The following is a 22,863-nucleotide window of genomic DNA, read 5'->3' as shown; positions in this document are numbered from 1 at the left end:
AATACGTTAAACGTGAAAGCGGAAGAGAGAATTATATGAACTTGGAACGTTCCGAGCGTATCGAGATCCCGGTACTACCTCTACGTGACGTAGTGGTCTACCCACACATGGTTATTCCATTGTTTGTTGGTCGTGAGAAATCGATTAGCTGTCTAGAAACGGCGATGGAAACCAACAAACAAGTTCTTCTTGTGGCACAAAAGCAAGCGGATACTGACGAGCCTACGGTTGACGACCTATTTGACGTAGGTACGGTAGCCACCATTCTCCAGCTCTTGAAGCTTCCGGATGGCACAGTAAAAGTATTGGTCGAAGGCCAGCAGCGAGCAAAAATCAATCACTTTAAAGAGAGTGACTTCTTCCTAGCGGAAGCTGAATTTGTTGTTACGCCAGAATTGGATGAGCGTGAGCAAGAAGTGATTGTGCGCAGCGCGATTAATCAGTTTGAAGGGTTCATTAAGCTAAACAAGAAGATTCCACCAGAAGTGCTAACGTCACTTAATGGTATCGACGAAGCTGCACGCTTAGCGGATACCATTGCGGCTCATATGCCGTTAAAGTTGGTGGATAAGCAGCAAGTGCTTGAAATTGTTGATGTCACTGAGCGTCTGGAATTCCTGATGGGCCAGATGGAATCAGAGATCGACTTGCTGCAAGTTGAAAAACGAATTCGTGGTCGCGTTAAAAAGCAAATGGAAAAATCTCAGCGTGAGTACTATCTGAATGAGCAAATGAAAGCGATTCAGAAAGAACTTGGTGAGATGGAAGACGCACCAGACGAGTTCGAAACGCTACAGAAGAAGATTGACGAATCAAAAATGCCTCAAGAGGCACGTGAAAAGACAGAGCAAGAGCTGCAAAAGCTTAAGATGATGTCTCCAATGTCTGCTGAAGCAACAGTGGTTCGTAGCTACATCGATTGGATGGTCAGCGTTCCTTGGGCTAAGCGCTCAAAAGTTAAGAAAAACTTAGCGAAAGCAGAAGAGGTTCTTAATGAAGATCACTACGGTCTAGAACGCGTCAAAGAACGTATCCTTGAATACCTGGCGGTTCAAAACCGTATCAACAAGCTAAAAGGTCCTATCCTTTGTCTTGTTGGTCCTCCTGGTGTCGGTAAAACATCTCTTGGTCGTTCAATTGCTTCAGCTACAGGCCGTAAGTATGTTCGTATGGCGTTGGGTGGTGTGCGTGATGAAGCGGAAATTCGTGGTCATCGTCGTACTTATATCGGCTCATTACCAGGCAAATTGATCCAGAAGATGTCGAAGGTTGGTGTGAAGAACCCGCTGTTCTTATTGGACGAAATCGACAAAATGTCTTCCGATATGCGTGGTGATCCGGCATCGGCTCTACTAGAAGTACTTGACCCTGAACAGAATAACTCGTTCAACGATCACTACCTAGAAGTGGATTACGATCTCTCTGACGTTATGTTTGTTGCGACATCGAACTCGATGAACATCCCGGGTCCATTGTTAGACCGTATGGAAGTTATTCGTTTATCTGGTTACACCGAAGACGAGAAGCTGAACATTGCAAAACGTCACCTTGTTGATAAACAAGTGAAGCGTAATGGCTTGAAAGCGGATGAGATCGTCATTGAAGATTCTGCGATTATTGGCATCATTCGTTACTACACGCGTGAAGCGGGTGTCCGTAACTTAGAGCGTGAGATTTCTAAGATCTGCCGTAAAGCGGTGAAGAACATCTTGCTGGATAAGGACATCAAGTCAGTAACGGTAACGATGGACAACCTAAAAGAGTACTTAGGTGTTCAACGTTTCGATTACGGTAAAGCGGATGAAAGTAACCGAATTGGTCAAGTAACTGGCCTAGCTTGGACCGAAGTGGGTGGCGATCTATTAACGATTGAAACTCAATCAATGCCAGGTAAAGGTAAGCTGACACAAACGGGTTCTCTTGGTGATGTGATGCAAGAGTCTATCCAAGCAGCAATGACAGTGGTTCGCTCTCGTGCAGAAAAGCTAGGTATCAATACTGACTTCTACGAGAAGAAAGATATTCACGTACACGTCCCGGAAGGCGCGACACCAAAAGATGGCCCAAGTGCGGGTACAGCAATGTGTACAGCATTGGTTTCTTCTCTAACAGGCAACCCTGTGAAAGCAGAAGTAGCGATGACGGGTGAAATCACATTGCGTGGTGAGGTTCTACCTATCGGCGGCCTAAAAGAGAAGTTACTTGCGGCACACCGTGGTGGCATTAAGACAGTGCTAATTCCAAAAGATAACGAGCGTGATTTGGAAGAGATTCCTGATAATGTTATCGCTGATCTGGAAGTTATCCCTGTACAGTGGATTGATGAAGTACTGAAAGTCGCACTAGAGCGAGACCCGACGGGCGTTGAGTTTGAGTCTCAAAAATAGTGATGTGTAGCAAAAATAAGTAAAAGTTTACGCTGATAAGCCCAAAAAGGCTTGTCAGCGTTTTTTTTGGGCGCTAAGTTAGTTTCGATAGCTGTCAGCCCTTGATGAATAAGGGGTGGAGCATATTTTCTTAACAATGGAACGAAAGTCATCACAAAAATAATCACAGATGACACAAAGGGGAAATTACAGTGAATAAAACTCAGTTAGTAGAACAAATCGCAGAAAATGCAGATATTTCTAAAGCGTCAGCGGGTCGTGCTCTAGATGCATTCATCGAAGCAGTAAGCGGAACTCTTCAATCTGGTGATCAAGTCGCTCTAGTTGGCTTTGGTACATTCAGCGTTCGTACTCGTGCTGCACGTACTGGTCGTAACCCAAAAACTGGTGAAGAAATCCAAATCGCAGAAGCAAAAGTACCAGCTTTCAAAGCTGGTAAAGCACTGAAAGACGCTTGTAACTAATCACGGCGTTATTTCTGTAACCGGCCATTTGCTTAACTTTTGCTCAAACAATAAGTTTCGAACAAAAATTTACAAACTTCGAGCCGAACTTTCTTAAATTATGCGCATCATACTGATGCGCATTTCTTTTTCTGATATTATTGCGCCATTATTTCTATTAGATAGAAGCAGTAGGCTTCAATTGTGGAGAGCAGTTAAATTATGATGGATCGACTACGCGAAGGCGTGAATAGCATCGCGGTCAAAATTATCCTTGGACTTATCATCCTGTCTTTCGTATTTGCAGGTGTAGGTAGCTACATCGTTGGTGGTAGCAACAACTCTGCAGCGAAAGTCGGTAACACTGAGATTCCTCGTGGTGAGTTCGAGATGGCATACCAAAATGAGCGTAACCGTATGCAAGCTCAGTTGGGTGACTACTTCTCTCAAATGCTGGCTGACCCTGCATATGTTGAATCTTTCCGCAAATCCGTTTTAGATCGAATGATCAATGACGTGTTGCTTGACCAACAAGCTGAAGCTTTGGGTCTGCGAATCAGCGACACTCAAGTGCGTAGCATGATTCTAGACATGCCTCAGTTCCAATCTAATGGTCAGTTTGATCAAGAGATCTATCAAGCTTCTTTGCGTCGTGCAGGCTTTTCGCCAGACTCTTTTGCTGAGTACATGCGTCGTGAATTGGTTCGTGAGCAACTGCTGAATGCGCTACAAAACAGTGAATTTATTCTGCCGGGTGAAGTACAAGCAGAAGGCAAGCTGTTCACTCAAACTCGTGATATTCGCACGATTCAGATCGACTTAGCGGAGTTTGCGAAAAATATTGAATTGACCGACGAAGAAATTCAAGAGTACTACAAAGCAAACCCAGACAACTTTACACGCCCAGAGCAGGTTAAAGTCTCTTACATCGAACTGTCAGCTGAAGCGCTAAAGGAACAAGTTAATGTTTCTGATGCTGAGGTGAAAAAGTACTACGACGAGCACTTAAACAAATACTCTTCAGAAGAGCAACGACGTGTCGCTCACATTCTTGTAGAAGGGGACGATGAAGCAAAAGCGCAAGCTATCCTAGATGAGCTAAACGCGGGTGCAGATTTTGCGACGCTTGCTCAAGAGAAATCTGACGATTTTGGCAGCGCTGAAAACGGTGGTGACCTAGGTTGGATTGAGCGTGATGTGATGGACCCTGCTTTTGAAGAAGCGGCATTCGCACTGAAGAATCCTGGCGATACGTCGGGTCTAGTAAAGTCGGACTTTGGCTATCACATTATCAAGCTTGAAGAGCTAAAAGATTCTGTGGCGAAGCCATTTGAAGAAGTCGCTGCTGAAATCAAACAAGAGATGGTCGACCAACAAGCGATCGATCAATTCTACGAGTTGCAAAATGAGCTTGAGCGCGTAGCGTTTGAATACCCAGACTCATTGTATGATGCTTCTCAAGCGGTTAACCAAGAAGTGAAGACAACGGACTTTATTTCTCAGGTTGATGCACCTGAAGTGCTTCGTAGCCCTGCGGTAATGCAAGCTATCCTAAGCCCTGAAGTTAAAGAAGATGGCCTAAACTCTGAAGCTATCGAAGTTGCGCCTGAGCATATTATCGTTGTTCGTGTTGAAGATGCGCGTGACGAGACAGTTCTTCCACTAGAAGAAGTGAAAGATCAGGTTGTTGCAGAGCTATCTCGTGTTAAAGGTGAGCAAGAAGCGATGGAACTTGGAACACAAGTCGTTGCGGCATTGAAAGAAGGTAAGACGAACGTGCTTGCTGAAAACAATCTTGCCTTTGGTGAACAAGAGACAGTAGACCGTCGTTCTCCGTTAGCAACAACGGTATTCGCGATGGCAAAACCAGTCGATGGTAAACCAGTATACGGTCAGTCTAAAGATCTTGAAGGTAACATCATTATCATCGAGCTTGATGCTGTAAATGCAGAGCTAGATAGTGAGTTAGAAGATCAAGTTGCGATGCAAATGCAGCGTGCATCTTCTCAGCAAGATTTATCATCTGTACTAGCCGTACTGCGTGCAAATACTGACATTGAGTACTTTGTTGTGAGCAACTAAGCACAATTAGTGTAATTTGTATGTTGAATAAAACGGACCGCATAAGCGGTCCGTTTTATTTTTGTCTTTATGAACTTCAATCATCAATAGGCATTACTTAAATTAGTGCGCGTTTAAGTGATAGCGGCCGTTGTGAATTCCGGGTCATCTCAGTTTGTTAAATGCATAACCATATTGCTTTCCATTGCAAACTTGATAGTGACTCGCTCTCGACGACTGTTTTTAGCCTACTATTTTGGAGATTGTATGTTCAATATGAAATGGATTTTGACATTGTGCTTATTTGTTTTTGCACCTTTTAGCATGGCTGCGGATTCAGCCACTGACAAATATGAAGGAATTGAAATTACTGTAAATATCAACACGGCCACTGCTGAAGAAATTGCGACCATGTTGAAAGGTATAGGTGAGAAGAAAGCGCAGAGTATAGTGGACTACCGCGAGGAACATGGCCCTTTTAAAACGGCAGCAGATTTGAAGAGCGTAAAAGGCATAGGTGAAGCGACAGTTAAGAAAAACGAAGACCGCATTTTACTGTAGCTTGATGTATTGCAGATATTGAGTCTGAATTCAGAACAATATCTGTTTCCCTATTACTGCTTTCCCGAACCAGCCCCTCTTTCGTGGTTCGGGATTTTTTATCCGAATAAACGACGGCGAAGGCCTTTTTCCAGTAAAGCCATTACTAACCCACCGAGTGCGCCAAACATATGAGCATCAATAGCAACGTTTGCACCGATAAGCTCAGCAGTACTGCTGGATGGGCCATAGACCTGCTCCCATGCTACTTTGGCGATTAGCCCTCCGACTAACAACACACTGCTTCTTCTGCTTTCAAAGACTTCTCTGAGCGCCCAAAATCCAAACAATCCGTGTAATACGCCGGATAAACCCACGTACACCGACATGTTGGTAAACAAATTCAGCGCACCAACACATGCACATAAGATTGAAAAAACGATAAGGAAGTTACGAGTGCTTGGGCGAAAAATAAAAGTAATGATCCACAATCCGGCGAGGTTCATTCCTAAGTGCGCAAAGTTGGTATGTGTGAGATTTCCTGTTACGATTCGCCACCATTCACCATGGCGTATATTGTAGCTGTGCCACTCGGTTAGGCTTGCCATTGGTTCAAATTGAAGTATCAAACAGATCACGCTGATAATACTCAGCAAGGTATAAAGGTTCACTCTATGTCTCGTTATTGTTCTCGTTGTGGAAAATCGCAAAAAGCGTGTATTTGCCAATGGATTGTACCGCTGGCAAGCGAGGTAGAACTTATCATTCTTCAGCACACGAGTGAAGAACATCGTCCGCTTGGTACGGCACGGATTCTCAATTTGAGTTTAGATAACTGTATTTGTTTGATAGGAGAGGACTTTTCTTGTGATGATGCCTTAAATCACTTATTAGCGGATGAGTCATATCAACATTTTGTTCTTTACCCATCAGAAGAGTCACGATGCATTTCTGAAATCACTCAAGCGAGTCATAGTGTATCTAAGAAAATACGTTTGATTTTGCTCGATGGTACGTGGAAAAAAGCGTACAAAATGTGGCAACTCTCAAGCAACTTACATCCACTCCCAACCGTGCAGTTGCCTAAGCAACTACAAGGGCACTACACCATTCGTAAGGCGCCCTCTGAGAATAGCTTATCGACAGTCGAGGCTGGTTATCATTCGCTTCGCTTGCTTGAACCCGAGCGCGACTTTACACCGCTTATGCATGCCTTTGAAAATATGATCGAATTCCAAATCGCCCAGATGCCTCCGGGCGTTTTTGAAAAGAATTACTTGAAAGGTTGAGTGTTACTAAAGAACGATGGAAGAGAAAAGTTGGCGGTGTAGCTTTTGCGCGTGACCATCGGTCATTGCAGAAATATAATCGGCGATGACCCTCATCTTATTGCTCTCGCTCTTCGCCTGACACCACAGATCTTTTGTATGAACGGGTAGTAATCGCTCTGGGTCTGCTGTTAACGCTTCAAAAATATCCATAATAATTTGCTGACCCTTATATTCAACGATCTGGACCTGCGGGACTTGGATAACGAAGGTGCTGACAAAGTGCTTGAGTACGTCAAGTGCACGTGCCATCTGTGGTTCTAAACACGCATTCCAAGACAGTAACGGGTTATTAAACGGCTCATCCACCGTTTTGATTGAAATGCTGGTCAGTAGCGCGTTAACCATACCACCGATAGCATCTTTCCGCTCATGGTGCTTACCGCTAAATAGCATCTGTCCGATGGAATCGATATGAGCTTCAAACCACGGGTCGCCACAGTCCGCTAATTGACTTGCTGCGCCTTCTTGCCATTGCTGACGTGTCACCATACCAAGTACGATTGCATCTTCTAAATCATGAACACCGTAGGCGATATCATCTGCTAGCTCCATGATTGAGCAATCGAGTGATTTAAAACGCGTTTTACTGTGCTCAAACTCCGATTCTGGCGTTGAACGCATCAGACTAAGCAATGCCTTGTCGTTGTCAGAAAGGGGTGCAATTACCCAATCAAATAAGTCTTTATCACAATCATAAATGCCTTTAGCTGGGCTCCAATCTTTTGCTTTTAGTTTACGTTGATGCTCGGCTGGTTGAGGCAACTTGACGGAGCGTGTTTGACTAATGAGGGCAGGGTACTTAATCAAACCAAGCAGTGTGCGGCGTGATAAATTCATTCCGAAATGCTCAGTATAAGGCTCTAACTTAGTGACGATACGAAAGGTTTGGGCATTCCCCTCGAAGCCGCCATGTTCGCGCATTACGTAGTTTAGAGCGACTTCTCCCCCATGACCGTATGGAGGATGCCCGATGTCGTGAGCCAAACATAATGAATCAATTAAGCTGTCTGATGGTAATAGATCACGGAACTCTGGCTGTTTTTTCTTTAACTGGGCGACGATACCGGTCCCTAGTTGCGACGCTTCTAAGGAGTGTGTTAACCGACTGCGGTGAAAGTCTTCCAAGCTATTGCCGTGTACTTGGGTTTTTGCTTGTAGGCGTCGAAATGCAGCCGAGTGAAGAATGCGCGCTCGGTCTCGTTGGTACGGGCTCCGATGGTCGTCTCGACGGATTTTATGCTCATCATCATGGCGCTCTTGCCATTGCGGGTGTAATTCAAACGACACGATTATCTCCGTAAGCTAACTGATTTCATCTAACGATAATTCGAAACTTGGGGCAAAGGTATTGAGAAAGTAATCCATTTCAGGCGTTCTGCGTTCTTGCAAAGTGACGTCTAAGCGTTTTTTTGCCAGAGCGAACTCATGGTTGCCGGCGCTTAGTTCTTCAAGACATTTTAAATAGGCACAGATGGAATCGGCTTGCTTAACGATTTTTGCGTCCTCTTCGTGTGCAGAGTGAGAAAGAAGATAGGGGGCAAAATCATCGTGGAACTCTTCCGGTAACATTGAGAGTAATTTTTGTTCCGCTGCCGATTCTATCTTCTTATATTCTTTGGCAATTTCAGGGTTGTAATACTTCACTGGAGTTGGAAGATCACCCGTTAATACTTCACTGGAATCATGGTACATGGCAAGAATAGCGATGCGTTCTGGATTAAGGTTGCCGCCGAACTTTTTGTTTTTAATTAGGGCAAGGGCATGAGCGACAAAAGCAACTTGTAAGCTATGCTCTGAAACGTTTTCTGGTGAGACGGACCGCATTAAAGGCCAGCGTTGGATCAGCTTCATTCGAGCCAGGTGGGCGAAAAAATGGCTTTCTTTCATGGCTTTCTCCGTTTCTGGTGTAAAAAAGGAACTCACTAGGAGTTCCTCTAAGCATATGAGAGATCAGCACTAATTACTACCAGTGATTCATTACTGGCTGTAGGTTGATAGGAATCTTTCAAAACGTCCAATAGCGATTTCTAGATCTTCAACGTGCGGTAGTGTCACGATGCGGAAGTGGTCTGGTTTTGGCCAGTTAAAACCGGAACCTTGCACCAGTAAGACCTTCTCTTGTTTTAAGAAATCTAAAACCATCTGCTGATCGTTCTTGATGTTGTACATTTTAGTGTCGATTTTCGGGAAGAGGTACATCGCACCCTTAGGTTTGACACAAGAAACACCAGGAATCTGATTGATCAATTCATACGCTCGGTTGCGCTGCTCTAATAAGCGTCCGCCAGGTAAAATCAGTTCATTGATACTCTGGTATCCACCTAACGCGGTTTGAATGGCATGTTGCATTGGTACGTTTGCACATAAACGCATCGATGAAAGCAGCTCCAAGCCATTCACGTACCCTTGAGCCAGATGTTTAGGCCCCGTTAGGAACATCCAGCCACCACGGAAACCACAAACACGGTAGGCTTTTGAAAGGCCATTGAATGTCATGACTAGCACGTCTTCAGTGAGTGTGGCGACTGAGGTATGTGTTGCACCGTCGTACAACACTTTGTCGTAGATCTCATCTGCGAAAATGATCAGTTTGTGCTTGCGTGCTATCTCAATCACTTCAAGTAGGAAGTCACGGCTGTATACCGCACCTGTCGGGTTGTTCGGGTTGATCAGAACAATGCCACGTGTCTTTGGTGTGATTTTCTTTTTGATGTCTTCAAGGTCTGGGTACCAGTCAGCCTCTTCATCACATAGATAATGAACCGGCTTACCACCAGATAGTGCAACTGAAGCTGTCCATAACGGATAGTCTGGTGCTGGGATCAGCATTTCGTCGCCATTGTTTAATAGCGCTTGCATGGCCATTACGATCAACTCAGACACGCCGTTACCTACATACACATCTTCGACATCTAGGGAGCGTATACCTTTACGCTGATAGTGTTGGACCACAGCTTTACGAGCAGAGTAAATACCTTTGGAATCACAATAGCCTTGAGAAGTCGGCAGATTACGAATCACGTCGACTAAAATCTCATCAGGGGCGTCAAAACCAAATGGGGCAGGGTTACCAATGTTTAGCTTTAGGATTTTATGCCCTTCTTCCTCCATGCGCTTAGCATGTTTGAGTACAGGACCCCTAATGTCGTAGCAGACATTGTCGAGTTTTGACGACATCCCGATATTTTGCATTGTTTAATTCCTAAAAATTCGTTAATTTCTTTATTAAAATACAATAATTTGTTTTTTATTAGAATATATATCTGTAAATAATCTGTCTGCTGGTTAAGTTTTGCTCGCTTGCTATCACAGGATTTCGCAAAAGATCGCATACGACCTTGATTTGCTTTGGGTCTAAACTTAGAGTAGCCGTCAGTTACCATTTATCCTCACATACAACGAGGTTGATTTGTCACAGTTCCATCAAGCCGTAAAGAGAATTATCGAGCGAGTTCAGCAATCGGAAGGCAATCAAACACGTCTGGTCGAGCCCCTTAGCGAGAAACCTAATTTCTCATTTATTGATTGGCTTGATGCACAACCACTTTTCCCTAAGTTTTATTGGCAGTCCCGCGATACACGTGAAGAGGTCGTTGCACTAGGGCAATTGCACGCTTTTGTTGAGCCAGGTCCTGCTTATACCATTCTAGGTGAAGGGCAAAGAGTCTGGGGCGGGCGCTCTTTTGATGGACAGCATGAGAAGAATCGTCGCTGTATGCCTTCTTTTTTCTTTTTGCCTCAAATTGAGTTAATTCGTTTTGACCAACAGTGCTCTCTCGCAGTTAATATTTCAGAAGACAAAGCGCGAACTCTAGCTGGGTTGAATAAACTGGTTTGTGAGGTCGCGGCCTTAGCTCCAATTTCGTCTCACATCCGCTCTATTGTTCACACGCCAAGTCAGCCTCAATGGAATGAGTTAGTTCATAAGGTTCTGACTGGTATAGAGAATGATGATTTTAAGAAAGTGGTTTTAGCGCGTCGCTCTACCGTGCAGCTTGATAACACATTAAGTGCTGCACAGCTACTTAAAGCAAGTTACTTAAATAACCATCATAGCTTCCATTTCATGCTGAGCTTAGACAGTAAGCACAGTTTTATGGGGTCTACGCCAGAACGTTTGTATTCTCGCGTAGGGCATGAGCTACATACCGAAGCGTTAGCAGGTACGATTGGTCGGGGAGACAATGCCACTCAAGATATGGAGTTGGCGAATTGGTTATCCCAAGACCAAAAGAACCTCAACGAAAACCAGTATGTGGTGGACGACATCATTGATCGTCTATTACCGCATTCTGAAATGGTTGAAGTGGAAGCTGAACCGAGTTTGGTCAGACTACGAAAAGTGCAGCACCTTAAGCGAAATATTCACGCTAGTCTAAGAGCGGGGATAAATGGTGTTCAGTTGTTATCGGCGCTTCAGCCAACAGCGGCGGTTGCTGGCTTACCCCGACAAGAGTCCATGCAGTTTATTCTTGATAATGAGCCCTTTGCACGCGGCTGGTACGCGGGGTCAATGGGTTATATAAGCCATGAACGAGCAGAGTTTTGTGTCGCAATCAGAAGCGCGCTTGTGCTCGGTGATCAAGTACAACTGTTTGCGGGCGCAGGGATTGTGCCTGGTTCTGTGGCAGAACATGAGTGGGCAGAACTTGATAAGAAAATGTCGACGTTACTTACGCTGATTTCTGATCATCCGCCATTGGGAGTCGCATCATGAGTCATGACCAAGCGGTGCTCAATCGAGTTTGGTCAGAAACCATATTGATTGAGCTTCAGCGATTTGGCGTTAAGCATGTTTGTATCGCTCCCGGATCTCGTTCTACTCCTTTAACTTTAGAAGCGGCAGAACAGTCCGACTTTTCCATTCATACTCATTTTGATGAGCGTGGACTGGGCTTTATGGCTCTTGGTTTAGCGAAAGCTACTCAGGAGCCAGTGGCAATTATCGTTACCTCTGGTACGGCAGTGGCGAACCTATTACCGTCGGTTGCCGAAGCCAAACTTACTGGTGAAAAACTGGTGCTGCTGACAGCAGATCGTCCAGTAGAACTTGTCGGCTGTGGTGCAAACCAAGCGATAAATCAATTGGGTATTTTTTCACATCATGTTTCGGCCATTTTGAATTTACCAAGCCCAAATTTAGCAACGTCGCTTAACTGGTTGCTGACCTCTGTTGACGAAGTGATGTTTACTCAGCAATTGCAGGGTAGTGCTGTTCATATTAATTGTGCATTTCCAGAGCCTTTGTATTCCAACGGCGCAAAAGCGGATTATCAAACTTACTTAGATTCGGTCGCCGGATGGCGAAAAGGAAGCGGCACTTATACTCAGCGTTTTAGCCATTTGTCACAGGCGAACATCCCGCCTTTTTCGGACAAAAAAGGCTTGGTTGTGATTGGCAGCTTACCGCTTGAACAAGCGAAGTCGGCGCAGGCATTTGCACAAAAGATGGGATGGCCAGTACTTGCAGACCCGCAAAGTGGCCTCAGTTCGGATTGGGCGTATTACGATGTATGGCTTCAACTTCCCGAGTTTGCAAACGAGCTTGAATCTTGTGAACTTATTATCCAATTTGGTAGCCGAATCATCTCCAAACGTTTGAACCAATGGATTAATAAACAAGTATCGAAAAATCAACAAAGTAAAGACGTTCAGTATTGGTATGTCTCACCTTGTATGGACCGGAATAACCAAAATCATCTGGCGCAAATGCACTGGGTTGAGCCTCCTAAAACGTGGGTTTCTCGCATTAGTTTTGAGAAGTCAATATTTGCTGGGTGGGCTGATAGGTTAGCGAATGACGTTAAGCGAGTTCATCAACGTATCGAAGAAGCCTTCCTATCTGATTCAGCGTCTGCCATTGACGAAATTGCGTTGGCAGCAGACATCAACGAGCGCACAAAGAACGTAGATGTTTTCTTGGGTAATAGCTTGTTTGTTCGGCTTGTTGATATGTACGGAAAATTGGATGGTGTAGAGGTTTTCACTAATCGAGGCGCGTCAGGGATTGACGGTTTGTTTGCTGCGGCATCAGGCGTGCAACGGGCAAGAGGTAATCCGTTACTAATGTATATCGGTGACACAGCAGCACTTTATGATCTCAATTCTCTGGCGCTATTTTCTCACAATAAACTGCCGGCGATACTTGTTGTTACTAATAATGACGGCGGTGCGATTTTTGATATGTTGCCAGTACCACCAGAGCGCAGAACGACATATTATCAAATGCCTCATGGTTATCAGTTTGAACACGCGGCAAAGCAGTTTGGTTTGGCGTATTTGCATGTTTCTACACTGGAGCAATTCCAATCATCTGTAAAAGAGCATTTATGTCACGGCCAAGGAACGTTGCTGGTCGAGGTTCAAACCCCATCTAACCAAGCTGCTGAGACACTCAAGGCATTTAATAAGAGTCTGAATGCTTTACTTTGAACGTTTCCCTGTATTAGAAAAACACCAAAGTAGAACGTTGCCCACTTTGGTGTTTTTGCATGGCTTACTCGGTAGCGGTGCCGATTGGCTCGCGTGTTTAAATGCATTACCCGAATATGAGCGTGTTACGGTTGACCTTCCTGGTCACGGACGCAGCCAATCTATTTTTTGCTGCGATTTAAATGATTGCTGCAAACTTCTTGGTTCCACACTATCTTTATTATTTCCCTCACAACAACCACTTATTTTGATTGGTTACTCTATGGGCGGCCGCATTGCGATGCATGGTATTGCCCATCAATGCTTTCCAGATCTCAATATTGCGGGCGCGATTGTTGAAGGGGGAAACTTCGGGCTTCAAACTGAGTCAGAGAAACAGGTGAGATTAGAGAATGATGCTCGCTGGGCAATGCGTTTCAAAACTGAACCACTTGAACGTGTTTTGAACGATTGGTACCAACAAGCGGTGTTTTCTTCACTAAACCATGAGCAAAGACAAACATTCATTGCGAAGCGAAGTGATAATCTTGGCTCAGCGGTGGCGAATATGTTGATGGCGACATCGTTAGCCAAACAGGCATATTTGTTGCCCTCACTGCAAAAGCAGAACATACCAGTGTATTACTTGTGTGGTGAGAAAGACCAAAAATTTAGCCAACTGGCACAACGTAGCGGGTTGGCGTATCGACAAGTTGAAAGCGCTGGTCATAACGTCCATCAAGAGCAGCCCAAACAGTTTGCGATACATACCAAGCAAATAATTCAGTCTCACTTTGGTGAGAGTAACGAGAACAATGGGAATCACCATGGCTAAAACAGTAGGCATTTCTGAAGAAGAACTTTACGCTCCGGTTCAATGGAAAGATTGCGGCGAGAGATACGAGGACATTCATTACCATAAGTCTGAAGATGGTATCGCGAAAATCACCATTGCGCGTCCTCAAGTGCGTAACGCGTTTCGTCCTCAAACGGTAAAAGAGATGATTGATGCGTTGGCAGATGCGCGTTACGACTCTGGTGTTGGCGTGATCATTCTGACAGGTCTAGGTGAAGACGCATTCTGTTCTGGCGGTGACCAGAAGATCCGTGGCGACTACGGCGGCTACAAAGACGACCAAGGTACGCACCACCTAAACGTATTGGACTTCCAACGTGATATTCGTACTTGTCCAAAACCAGTGATCGCATCGGTAGCGGGTTGGGCTGTGGGCGGTGGTCATGTTCTGCACATGATGTGTGACCTAACGATTGCAGCTGACAACGCTCAATTTGGTCAAACAGGCCCTAAAGTGGGTTCATTTGATGGCGGTTGGGGTGCATCTTACATGGCTCGCATCGTAGGCCAAAAGAAAGCTCGCGAAATTTGGTTCCTATGTCGTTTCTACAATGCTCAAGAAGCGGTAGACATGGGCCTAGTAAACACAGTTGTACCACTAGCGGATCTAGAGAAAGAAACCGTTCGTTGGTGTCGTGAAGTACTACAGCACAGCCCAATGGCATTGCGCTGCCTGAAAGCTGCATTAAACGCAGATTGTGATGGTCAAGCGGGTCTGCAAGAGCTAGCGGGTAACGCAACGATGATGTTCTACATGACTGATGAAGGCCAAGAAGGTCGTAATGCCTTTAACGAGAAGCGTCGCCCAGACTTCGATAAATTCCCTCGCAACCCATAATCCGTCTAAATGAGGAGCGTGTTAGCTCCTCTGTTCCTTTTTTCCTGAGCGCCTCGCCCTCTGGGAGGCTGGTGGGATTGCTCGTCAGAACGCTCAAATATACGGCATTACATAGGACTTGAATTATGCGTGAAGCGAAAATTTATCGTTATAGCTTGCCCATGGATAGTGGTGTCATCCTACGTGACAACAAGCTAACCGAACGTGTTGGTTATGTTGTTGCGCTTTCCGAAGATGGTAAAACAGGGCTTGGAGAAGTCGCTCCTCTTCCTGGTTTTAGCTTAAAGAGCACCGAAGATGCGGGTGTTCAGCTACAAGAACAGGCGGAGCGTTGGGTAGCAGAGTTGGATGTGGATTATGCCAAGATGTACCCGTCGGTTGCGTTTGGTTTATCGATGGCACAGCTTGAATTAGCTGGTGGCTTACCACAACAAGGTAAATACCAAACAGCGCCACTATGCACTGGCGACCCAGATGAGCTCATTCCAAAGCTGAACGAAATGGAAGGTGAGAAAGTCGCTAAGGTGAAAGTTGGACTTTATGAGCCAATTCGCGATGGCATGCTTGTGAACCTTTTTCTTGAATCAATCCCTCAATTAACGCTTCGACTCGATGCCAATCGCGCTTGGACACCAGAAAAAGCGCAGCAGTTCGCTAAGTACATTGCTCCGTCTCTGCGTCAACGAATCACGTTTCTAGAAGAGCCGTGCCGCTCTCCTGGCGATAGTCTCTCTTTTGCGATTAATACTGGTATTGCTATCGCTTGGGATGAAACATTGCAAGATGCGGTTCGTCGTGAAGATTTCCGTCTTGAAGATCTAACTGGTGTGAAAACGATCATCATCAAACCCACACTCATTGGTTCAGTGGATTTTTGTATTACACTGATAGAGAAAGCGAAGTCACTGGGGATGAAAGCAGTGATTAGCTCGAGCATTGAATCCAGTCTCGGTTTAACTCAATTAGCGCGCTTTGCCCAATGGCAGCTGCCTGATGAAGTTCCAGGTTTGGATACGATTGGCTTATTCAAAGCTCAGCTAGAGCAGGGCTGGCCTAAGTGTGAACTTCCCGTTCTTCCTCTAAAAGACCAGGAGATTGTGTGGCATTCTGCGTAGACAATATTGCGAAGGCACCATGGAAATATTGGGCTCAAACGAGCCCTTTTTCTATTGCACTCAAGACATCAACAGAAGTATTAAACTGGCAACAACTCTCGAAGCGTATTGACCAATACACTCACTATTTGAATGACTTGGGTGTAACTCGGGGGGATGTGCTGACTTTGGTTGGCAAGAACCAAGTAGAAACACTGTTGTTTTATCTTGCCTCCAAACAGTTAGGCGCGCTCGCTGCGCTGACCATGGAACAACCACTAGATAAGTTGCAGGGTAAGCTTGCTACACTTTACAGGCCTGATCAAACTCGGTTTATCTGGTTTTCTCTGGAGTGCGCTTCGACCTTTTCTGAACATGATATACAAAAACTCAAGGCAACATTGCTTTCACCGCCTGTAGTATCACAGAAAGAGAGTGATTCGTTGACTGAAGATAGCTATCATCATGATCGGCTAGCTTCAGTAGTATTTACTTCTGGCTCTACAGGGGAGCCTAAAGCTGTGGTTCATACACATCGACAGCATCTTGCGTCTGCAGAGGGCTTGTTGCAGGAGTTCATTTTCACTCAGCAAGATGCTTGGCTGTTATCGCTTCCGCTGTATCACGTCTCTGGATTAGCGATTGTCTATCGTTGGCTATATGTCGGAGCAACACTAAAAGTCGGTTCAGGGAAACTTGTTGATGATATTCAGGGCGTATCACACGCTTCTTTGGTTGCGACTCAGCTCAAACGGTTATTGGATGATGATGCACATTTGTCATTGACACATGTGCTACTGGGCGGCAGTCACGTTGATCATGAGTTGGCACTACGAGCATCAGGGCAAGGCATTGAGACGTGGTTAGGTTATGGGATGACGGAGGCGGCCTCTACCGTTACCGCAAAGAGAATTGACAGCACCAGTAATGCTGGACATGTATTGAAGCACCGTAAGATAAAATTAGTTGACCAACGCATTTTTGTTGGCGGTAAGACATTAGCGGCAGGGTATTTCCATCAAGGACATGTTACCCCATTTCTGGATGAGAAAGGCTGGTTTGACAGCAAAGATCTTGGCGAGTGGCAAGGTGATGAATTAAAGATAATCGGCCGTGCCGACAATCAGTTTATCTCTGGTGGTGAGAATATCCATTGTGAAGAGATTGAAGCCGCTTTGAACCAAATTGATGGTGTAGTGCAGAGTATAGTGGTTCCAGTCGAAGACGCGGAGTTTGGTCATAGACCAGTAGCTGTGATTCAGACCAATGGATTGCGCAGCAAGTCGGAGTATGACCAGCACTTGCAATCAAAGTTAGAGAAGTTTAAATGGCCAGTGGAATACCATGTAATGCCAGAAACTCTACTAGAAGGTGGGATCAAAATTTCACGTAAGGCCGTGAAAGAGTGGCTGTTGTCATCACTTCAGCATTAGTCAATTTTGCTATGTATTAGTCATAAAGAGAATTTCGTATCCTTATAACTCTGAATCATAATTATGCTTCTTAGTGGAGAGAAAATGCATAAGGTTCAGGATGGCAAAGCTAGTTTTAATTGCGGCAGTAGCACTACAAATTGGTATCGCGATAAGTAGTGAAGGGCTAGCCCGCTCTCTTGCAGAGCTAACGGCATTTTTGATCGCTATTGCGTTGGTCGTTATATACAAAAATAGCAAACGGGAAATACCGTCCCCTCAACGCGATAAGCAGACCACCAATATCTAAAACAGTAACCAACTTAGAGAAGTGGTAGAAATTAGCACCCACAGAGTCACACCAAACAACAGCGGCTTAGCTCCAGCTGACTTTAGTTTTGAAATTGAAATGCTGCAACCTATCAAGAACAGACATACAACCAACGCTTGCTTTGCTCCAATGAAAATGCCGTGATAGACCATTTCAAATTGAGGAAAGAAGTCGCTAAACGCGATAGCTGCACAGTACCAAAAAATGAAATAAGGGATAGCTAGTTTTTTCTTTCCATTCTCTTTTTGGCCTCTTGAAAAGATGACGGCACTGATCAAAGCAACAGGAATGATCCATAAAGCGCGCGCGAGTTTCAATGTTGTTGCCGTCGTTAGTGCTTCTTCCCCATAGGCCGAGGCAGCCCCGACAACAGAAGATGTGTCATGAATGGCAATCGCAGCCCATGTGCCAAACGTGTGTTGATCTAGCCCTAAAGCATGTCCAATCACAGGAAACACAAAGAGTGCAATGGAGTTCAGGACAAACACTGTTGCCAGTGCTAATCCAATCTGCTCGTCTTTCGCTTTAATCGCCGGTGCCACAGCAGCAATTGCGCTACCACCACAAATTGCAGTACCTGATGAGATTAAGTAAGCGGTTACTCGCTCCAATTTAATTACCCTGGCAATGAGAGTGCCCATGATCAGTGTGCCTGTAATAGTGGCGATGATCAGGCCGATACCATCCGATGTGACTGCAAGTGCTTGCTCAAAGTTGATGCCAAAGCCTAAGCCAATAATCGAGTAAGACAGCAGCTTTTTAGTAAAAGAAGCGATGGGCAGCTCGGAAGGCACAAAACCAAAACTTGCGAGTAGAAAACCGATAACTAGAGCAATGGGAGAGGAGGCAAGAGGGGTTAGACAAAAAAGTAACGCCAATCCAAACAGGAGGTAGTTTCTATTCAAGGTTTTTATTCGCTGTTGTGAATGAAAGGGAGAGTATATCGCACTGGGTGTGGTCAGTTTGTCTTAATGATTTGAACACATGTTCAGTTATCCTAAACATGTGTTCAAGTGTATTTATCGCCAGTCGCCTCTAAGTTGATGCACTTTATCGAACATTGTTTTTGCCGTTGCCTCGTTTGGTGGCACCGGTTGTCCTGCCTCTATTTCTAGCTTTGACCAAAATCGAGTCGGTAAGCCACAGCATGCGCGACCTTTTGCGCGGCTGAAATAGCTTCCCCATAAGCCTTTAAGTGCAACAGGTATGACAGGTACTGGACTACGACGTAGGATTATATCAATACCGCGCATGAATTCATTCATTTCACCATCTGAAGTTAATCTTCCTTCAGGGAAAATACAGACGATATGACCTTCGCTTAGCGCAGCTTCCACATCGTTAAATGCACGTCTGATAGAGCTTCTGTTACTCGCTGAAATTGGAATTACCCCAGTTCGACGTAAAAAGCGCCTTAATGGAGGTAGGTTGGCGTAATCTTCCTCCATCACAAAACGAATCAACCTTGGGCATACGGCACTAAGTAGCAATGCATCCATGTAGCTTACATGATTACATACAATCAATGCCCCACCATGCTCGGGTAGGTTGTGTAGATTCTTATGCTTAACTCGATAGATGGTGTGCGTAAGCATCCACATGACAAAGCGAACTACAAAAATAGGAATTTGCAAAAAGATGTAAGCGGCGACTAAGAAATTTAAAATGGCTAACAATGCAAACAGCTGAGGAATTGTCATCTTGATTACACTTAGGCACACAATACCTAAGACAGCGCTGCCGACCATAAACAGAGAGTTAAAAATGTTGAGCCCTGCGATGACTTGAGCACGTTCGGTTTCCTTTGCTCGATGCTGCATTAATGCGTAAAGAGGCACGATAAACAAACCGCCCGAAGCGCCAATCATCAATAGGTAGAAAAATAATGGCCAAAAAGGCTCATATCTAAAGAAGTCTACAAAGTTATGGAAAGTAGGTAGATCATTGGGAATGGAAGTGGCCATTAGGTACCCAAATACCGTAATGCCAAAGGCACCAATTGGCACAATACCGACTTCGATACGATGGTTTGAGATCCAATTGCAAAGTAGCGACCCTAGCGCGATACCAATGGAAAATAGAGCGAGCAAGAAAGACACCGCACTCTCGGTGCCATTTAGGTAAATCTTAGTGAAATTCGGGAATTGTGTTAGATATGCGGCGCCTAAAAACCAAAACCAGCTTATTGCCATTATGCATTGAAAAACAACTCGATCGGATTTGGCGATAGAGAGCGTGTGTTTGGTTTGCTTGTATGGTTGCCAACGAAAAGAGAGATTGGGCGCGCTGGCTGCAGCAAAGGGGATTGAGCGGCTCGACAAGTAGCCTAACAATGCGAAGATCACGACACAAAATGCGGCGAGGTATTTTGCGTTGTCTGCAGAGGCTATAATCCCAGCGCCTAAGGTGCCAATAAGGATGGCGATAAAGGTACCAGCTTCAACAAGAGCGTTGCCGGGCACTAACTCTTTAGCATTTAACTTTTGAGGCAAAAGGGCATATTTAACTGGGCCAAAAAATGCTGACTGTGTGCCCATTAAAAACAGTAGCAATAAAAGCACACCATAACTTTCGGTTATGAATCCGATGGCACCTAACAGCATGATGGCTATTTCAAATAGTTTGACCTTACGAATAAACCATGACTTTTCATATTTGTCGGCTAATACGCCAGCGGAAGCAGAGAACAGAAAGAACGGTAGAATGAACAAGCCTGCCGCAAGGTTGATGAACAAATTGCTCGAAATAGGTAGTGCACTGGAGCCAGCGAATGCGACAAACAACAGCAAAACGTTTTTAAAAATATTGTCGTTGAAAGCGCCAAAAAACTGAGTAATGAAATAGGGCAGGAACTTTCTCTGCGTAAGTAAGGACGGCTGTCTGTCGGATGACATGGATAATCCTTTGTTACCAGTTCGTGAGGTAGTTAGAAAGAAGATTACTGATCAATTCTTTGCCATCAATCGGTTCACTAGAGAAAAACTTATCATCAACACTGAGTAAAGTAATGCCATGTACGCCAGACCAAAGGACTCGACTCGCTTGAATCACTTCGGATTCAGTACGATGTGGTGCGATTTGAGCCAATAGTGACTCTAGCATTCCCGTCATACCATCGATACGTTTGGCATGCCATTCCGGAAGTTCTGCTCCATTCATGTTGTGTTCGAACACTAACTGCCAACGGTATGGGTGTTTTTGAGCAAAATCGTGGTAGCAATAAGCGAGTTCAAAAAGCGCTTGATGGGAGTCTTTGCTGTCATTAGTCGCTTTGCGTGCTTCTTGAGATAACTCATCTAAAGTTTGAGCGACAACATGAAGCAACAACAAATTATAATTACCAAAAACATTTACCAATGTGCTTGGCACGTAACCAATCATGTTAGCTATTTTACGAAGACTGAGTTCGTGGTAAGAATTCTCATCTAAAAAGTTTTTGACCGTTGTTAACGTCAAATTCACTAACTCTTCTCGGGTGTGATCGTTTCTGCGCGCCATACTCTCAAACTACTTTATTGAACATCGTTCAATATGATAGTCAGCTACCTATTAACCGTCAACAAGGCAATGTGTCCAAGTGCCCTCAAGGTGTAGGATTCTGAGCTGTGTCACTGATTCTAATTCAAGTAAAACAATCTGGAGTATTAGTGAACTTATTCCATACTTTTTTTACATTGATCAAGCGCCTTCAGCTGAATTGCAAGCAGTGTGAGCAGTCTGCATTTTTGGCAATATTCTGATACATGTCAGCTTCTATAAGCTATTTTCATCAATCGGTATACAGAGTATGATGACTTAAAAATCATCTTTGGCGTGCTACTGTTTGAAACAACGATTGTTTCGTCTTGAAAATGGGGCACTATCTTAGATAGCTAACTTTAAGGATAACGATGAAACGTTTATTTTCTATTGTTGCTTTATTGATGTTTACTGTTGCTGTAACGCCTATCGCGGAAGCGAAGAAGTTTGGTGGCAGTAAGTCTTTCGGTAAGAGCTACAAAACTGCACCAGCACCGAAACAACAGCAACAAAACACCAATACGGTCGGCAAAGATCAGACGACAAAGTCTTCAAGTAAGAAAGGCCTTATGGGGGGTCTGCTAGGCGGACTTCTTGCTGGTGGTCTACTTGCTGCATTCTTTGGCGGTGCTTTTGAAGGTATCCAGTTTATGGATATCCTAATTATTGGTTTGATTGCCTTTGTCATCTTTAAACTAATGCGCGGTATGCTAGGTGCGAAGCAGGGCAGTATGAACCAGCATCGTCAACAGCCTGCATTTGGTGGCAACGCATCTAAGTTTGAGCAACCAAACATGCAAAACTTTGAGCAACAACCAAACACAAATAATGGTGGCTTTGGTGGTTTTGGCGCTCAAACAGACGTACCACATAACTACCCACCGGGTTTTGACCAAGCAGCGTTCATTAATGGTTCTCGTGAACACTATCGAATCCTGCAAGGTGCGTGGAATCACAACCAGCTAGAAACTATTGAAGAATATGTTTCTCCAAGCTTGTTTGAAGACCTAAAAGCAGAGCGCGCGAAGCTCGACGGTGAGCAGCATACTGACGTAATGTACGTTGATGCGGAGATCGTCCGTGCTGATTACGATGCAAATAAAGCACAGCTTAGTCTGCAGTTTAGCGGTCGTTACCGTGACACAGTAGAAGGTGTTGAAGAAGAAATCGAAGATATCTGGCACCTAGAGCGTGACTTGACTGCGCCTAATGCGCCATGGTTAATCGTTGGTATTCAAGGCTAGTCACCTTTAAACCAATTTAGTCACTAGTAAAAATCCCGCATCCCCTGCGGGATTTTTTGTATCTATCATTTATATTTCTTGTACGTGTTTTTATGCAAACATCACTAATTGAGTCCGTTTGGTAATTTTGCGAGCCCACTTTTTCTAGTAAGTCCTCAAGTGTTTTCCTATTTATATTGAACATTCATATTAAGGCCATACGAACTAACAAAATCAAAATAGCTAGTACATTGTTTGTAGGGTAAAGATCTGCTCCTCAGCCTTTTGTTTGTGGAGTTTCACATGGGGTTGGTTGCTTTAGTGAGATTGAGTATAGGTTATACCAATCGTAGTAAATAACTGGTCATTCTAGCTTGTTAAAATACTCGATAACTGCGTTGCAATTTTTGATTGTAG

At 44.6% G+C, this 22,863-nt stretch carries 20 protein-coding genes; 13 read left to right on the top strand and 7 right to left on the bottom strand.

Annotated features, from left to right (window positions below):
- The first annotated feature begins 35 nt into the window (after positions 1–35).
- The 4 genes from lon (at position 36) to R7Z50_RS17850 (ending at position 5,452) form a co-directional block, all read left to right on the top strand.
- Positions 36–2,387, top strand: coding sequence for an endopeptidase La (lon, locus tag R7Z50_RS17865; protein WP_005382343.1), 2,352 nt, complete (start codon positions 36–38; stop codon positions 2,385–2,387).
- A 191-nt stretch (positions 2,388–2,578) separates the two neighbouring features.
- Positions 2,579–2,851 carry an HU family DNA-binding protein gene (locus tag R7Z50_RS17860; protein WP_005382341.1) on the top strand — a complete coding sequence of 91 codons (273 nt, stop codon included), beginning with the start codon at positions 2,579–2,581 and terminating at the stop codon, positions 2,849–2,851.
- Between the two features lie 201 nt (positions 2,852–3,052).
- Complete coding sequence (gene ppiD, locus R7Z50_RS17855; RefSeq protein WP_005382334.1) at positions 3,053–4,912, top strand: peptidylprolyl isomerase; 1,860 nt, start codon at positions 3,053–3,055, stop codon at positions 4,910–4,912.
- A 255-nt stretch (positions 4,913–5,167) separates the two neighbouring features.
- Positions 5,168–5,452 (top strand): ComEA family DNA-binding protein, encoded by a 285-nt coding sequence (locus tag R7Z50_RS17850; protein ID WP_031777211.1) that lies wholly within the window; start codon positions 5,168–5,170, stop codon positions 5,450–5,452.
- A gap of 98 nt (positions 5,453–5,550) precedes the next feature.
- On the opposite strand, the gene rrtA is transcribed toward R7Z50_RS17850, so the two are convergent.
- Positions 5,551–6,102 (bottom strand): rhombosortase, encoded by a 552-nt coding sequence (gene rrtA, locus R7Z50_RS17845; RefSeq protein WP_005382331.1) that lies wholly within the window; start codon positions 6,100–6,102, stop codon positions 5,551–5,553.
- Positions 6,103–6,105: 3 nt separating this feature from the next.
- On the opposite strand from rrtA, the gene R7Z50_RS17840 reads away from it, so the two are divergent.
- Complete coding sequence (locus R7Z50_RS17840) at positions 6,106–6,720, top strand: tRNA-uridine aminocarboxypropyltransferase (RefSeq protein WP_171344886.1); 615 nt, start codon at positions 6,106–6,108, stop codon at positions 6,718–6,720.
- Positions 6,721–6,726: 6 nt separating this feature from the next.
- On the opposite strand, the gene R7Z50_RS17835 is transcribed toward R7Z50_RS17840, so the two are convergent.
- The 3 genes from R7Z50_RS17835 to R7Z50_RS17825 form a co-directional block, all read right to left on the bottom strand.
- Positions 6,727–8,049: an anti-phage deoxyguanosine triphosphatase gene (locus R7Z50_RS17835; protein ID WP_115385831.1), complete on the bottom strand. Its 1,323-nt coding sequence runs from the start codon at positions 8,047–8,049 to the stop codon at positions 6,727–6,729.
- 15 nt (positions 8,050–8,064) lie between these two features.
- Entirely contained in the window at positions 8,065–8,649 is a 585-nt protein-coding gene (yfbR, locus tag R7Z50_RS17830; protein ID WP_017634778.1) for a 5'-deoxynucleotidase, read from the bottom strand.
- Positions 8,650–8,739: 90 nt separating this feature from the next.
- Positions 8,740–9,954: a pyridoxal phosphate-dependent aminotransferase gene (locus R7Z50_RS17825; protein ID WP_053303263.1), complete on the bottom strand. Its 1,215-nt coding sequence runs from the start codon at positions 9,952–9,954 to the stop codon at positions 8,740–8,742.
- Between the two features lie 217 nt (positions 9,955–10,171).
- Here R7Z50_RS17825 and R7Z50_RS17820 point away from each other — a divergent pair, with 217 nt between their 5' ends.
- The 7 genes from R7Z50_RS17820 to R7Z50_RS17790 all read left to right on the top strand — a co-directional run bounded on the left by R7Z50_RS17820 (position 10,172) and on the right by R7Z50_RS17790 (position 17,683).
- A complete protein-coding gene (locus tag R7Z50_RS17820) occupies positions 10,172–11,479 on the top strand; it encodes an isochorismate synthase (RefSeq protein WP_318149187.1) in 1,308 nt (435 codons plus the stop codon).
- A complete protein-coding gene (menD, locus tag R7Z50_RS17815; RefSeq protein ID WP_318149186.1) occupies positions 11,476–13,194 on the top strand; it encodes a 2-succinyl-5-enolpyruvyl-6-hydroxy-3-cyclohexene-1-carboxylic-acid synthase in 1,719 nt (572 codons plus the stop codon). Before R7Z50_RS17820 ends, menD begins: the two co-directional genes overlap by 4 nt.
- On the top strand, positions 13,181–14,008 hold the full coding sequence (gene menH, locus R7Z50_RS17810) for a 2-succinyl-6-hydroxy-2,4-cyclohexadiene-1-carboxylate synthase (protein ID WP_169628629.1): 828 nt from the start codon (positions 13,181–13,183) through the stop codon (positions 14,006–14,008). The genes menD and menH overlap by 14 nt, the downstream gene beginning before the upstream one ends.
- Complete coding sequence (gene menB / locus R7Z50_RS17805) at positions 14,001–14,867, top strand: 1,4-dihydroxy-2-naphthoyl-CoA synthase (protein WP_137281811.1); 867 nt, start codon at positions 14,001–14,003, stop codon at positions 14,865–14,867. Before menH ends, menB begins: the two co-directional genes overlap by 8 nt.
- Before the next feature lie 125 nt (positions 14,868–14,992).
- The gene (gene menC / locus R7Z50_RS17800; protein ID WP_318149185.1) at positions 14,993–15,982 is read left to right on the top strand and encodes an o-succinylbenzoate synthase; all 990 of its coding nucleotides are present in this window, start codon (positions 14,993–14,995) and stop codon (positions 15,980–15,982) included.
- Positions 15,967–17,394 carry an o-succinylbenzoate--CoA ligase gene (gene menE, locus R7Z50_RS17795; RefSeq protein WP_206949645.1) on the top strand — a complete coding sequence of 476 codons (1,428 nt, stop codon included), beginning with the start codon at positions 15,967–15,969 and terminating at the stop codon, positions 17,392–17,394. The genes menC and menE overlap by 16 nt, the downstream gene beginning before the upstream one ends.
- A 100-nt stretch (positions 17,395–17,494) precedes the next feature.
- The gene (locus tag R7Z50_RS17790) at positions 17,495–17,683 is read left to right on the top strand and encodes a hypothetical protein (RefSeq protein WP_017634658.1); all 189 of its coding nucleotides are present in this window, start codon (positions 17,495–17,497) and stop codon (positions 17,681–17,683) included.
- On the opposite strand, the gene R7Z50_RS17785 is transcribed toward R7Z50_RS17790, so the two are convergent.
- The 3 genes from R7Z50_RS17785 to R7Z50_RS17775 form a co-directional block, all read right to left on the bottom strand.
- The gene (locus R7Z50_RS17785) at positions 17,680–18,609 is read right to left on the bottom strand and encodes a YeiH family protein (protein ID WP_005384270.1); all 930 of its coding nucleotides are present in this window, start codon (positions 18,607–18,609) and stop codon (positions 17,680–17,682) included. The two genes, R7Z50_RS17790 and R7Z50_RS17785, sit on opposite strands and share 4 nt — an antisense overlap.
- A 114-nt stretch (positions 18,610–18,723) precedes the next feature.
- Positions 18,724–20,598 (bottom strand): MFS transporter, encoded by a 1,875-nt coding sequence (locus tag R7Z50_RS17780; RefSeq protein WP_005384269.1) that lies wholly within the window; start codon positions 20,596–20,598, stop codon positions 18,724–18,726.
- A 13-nt stretch (positions 20,599–20,611) separates the two neighbouring features.
- On the bottom strand, positions 20,612–21,202 hold the full coding sequence (locus tag R7Z50_RS17775) for a TetR/AcrR family transcriptional regulator (protein WP_005382308.1): 591 nt from the start codon (positions 21,200–21,202) through the stop codon (positions 20,612–20,614).
- 392 nt (positions 21,203–21,594) lie between these two features.
- On the opposite strand from R7Z50_RS17775, the gene R7Z50_RS17770 reads away from it, so the two are divergent.
- Positions 21,595–22,467, top strand: a complete 873-nt coding sequence (locus R7Z50_RS17770; protein WP_005384268.1) for a Tim44 domain-containing protein — start codon at positions 21,595–21,597, stop codon at positions 22,465–22,467.
- Positions 22,468–22,863: the final 396 nt, after the last annotated feature.

The sequence above is a fragment of the Vibrio sp. 1249-1 genome (assembly GCF_033340495.1).
The sequence above is the reverse complement of the archived record's forward strand: the minus strand, read 5'-3'. Positions and strand labels throughout refer to the sequence as shown.

Excerpts from the sequence above, each read along its gene's own strand:
- lon (WP_005382343.1), top strand. The coding sequence starts at position 36 with ATGAACTTGGAACGTTCCGAGCGTATCGAGATCCCGGTACTACCTCTA.
- ppiD (WP_005382334.1), top strand. The coding sequence starts at position 3,053 with ATGATGGATCGACTACGCGAAGGCGTGAATAGCATCGCGGTCAAAATT.
- R7Z50_RS17850 (WP_031777211.1), top strand. The coding sequence starts at position 5,168 with ATGAAATGGATTTTGACATTGTGCTTATTTGTTTTTGCACCTTTTAGC.
- R7Z50_RS17840 (WP_171344886.1), top strand. The coding sequence starts at position 6,106 with ATGTCTCGTTATTGTTCTCGTTGTGGAAAATCGCAAAAAGCGTGTATT.
- yfbR (WP_017634778.1), bottom strand. The coding sequence starts at position 8,649 with ATGAAAGAAAGCCATTTTTTCGCCCACCTGGCTCGAATGAAGCTGATC.
- R7Z50_RS17825 (WP_053303263.1), bottom strand. The coding sequence starts at position 9,954 with ATGCAAAATATCGGGATGTCGTCAAAACTCGACAATGTCTGCTACGAC.
- menD (WP_318149186.1), top strand. The coding sequence starts at position 11,476 with ATGAGTCATGACCAAGCGGTGCTCAATCGAGTTTGGTCAGAAACCATA.
- menH (WP_169628629.1), top strand. The coding sequence starts at position 13,181 with ATGCTTTACTTTGAACGTTTCCCTGTATTAGAAAAACACCAAAGTAGA.
- menB (WP_137281811.1), top strand. The coding sequence starts at position 14,001 with ATGGCTAAAACAGTAGGCATTTCTGAAGAAGAACTTTACGCTCCGGTT.
- menC (WP_318149185.1), top strand. The coding sequence starts at position 14,993 with ATGCGTGAAGCGAAAATTTATCGTTATAGCTTGCCCATGGATAGTGGT.
- R7Z50_RS17790 (WP_017634658.1), top strand. The coding sequence starts at position 17,495 with ATGGCAAAGCTAGTTTTAATTGCGGCAGTAGCACTACAAATTGGTATC.
- R7Z50_RS17780 (WP_005384269.1), bottom strand. The coding sequence starts at position 20,598 with ATGTCATCCGACAGACAGCCGTCCTTACTTACGCAGAGAAAGTTCCTG.
- R7Z50_RS17775 (WP_005382308.1), bottom strand. The coding sequence starts at position 21,202 with ATGGCGCGCAGAAACGATCACACCCGAGAAGAGTTAGTGAATTTGACG.
- R7Z50_RS17770 (WP_005384268.1), top strand. The coding sequence starts at position 21,595 with ATGAAACGTTTATTTTCTATTGTTGCTTTATTGATGTTTACTGTTGCT.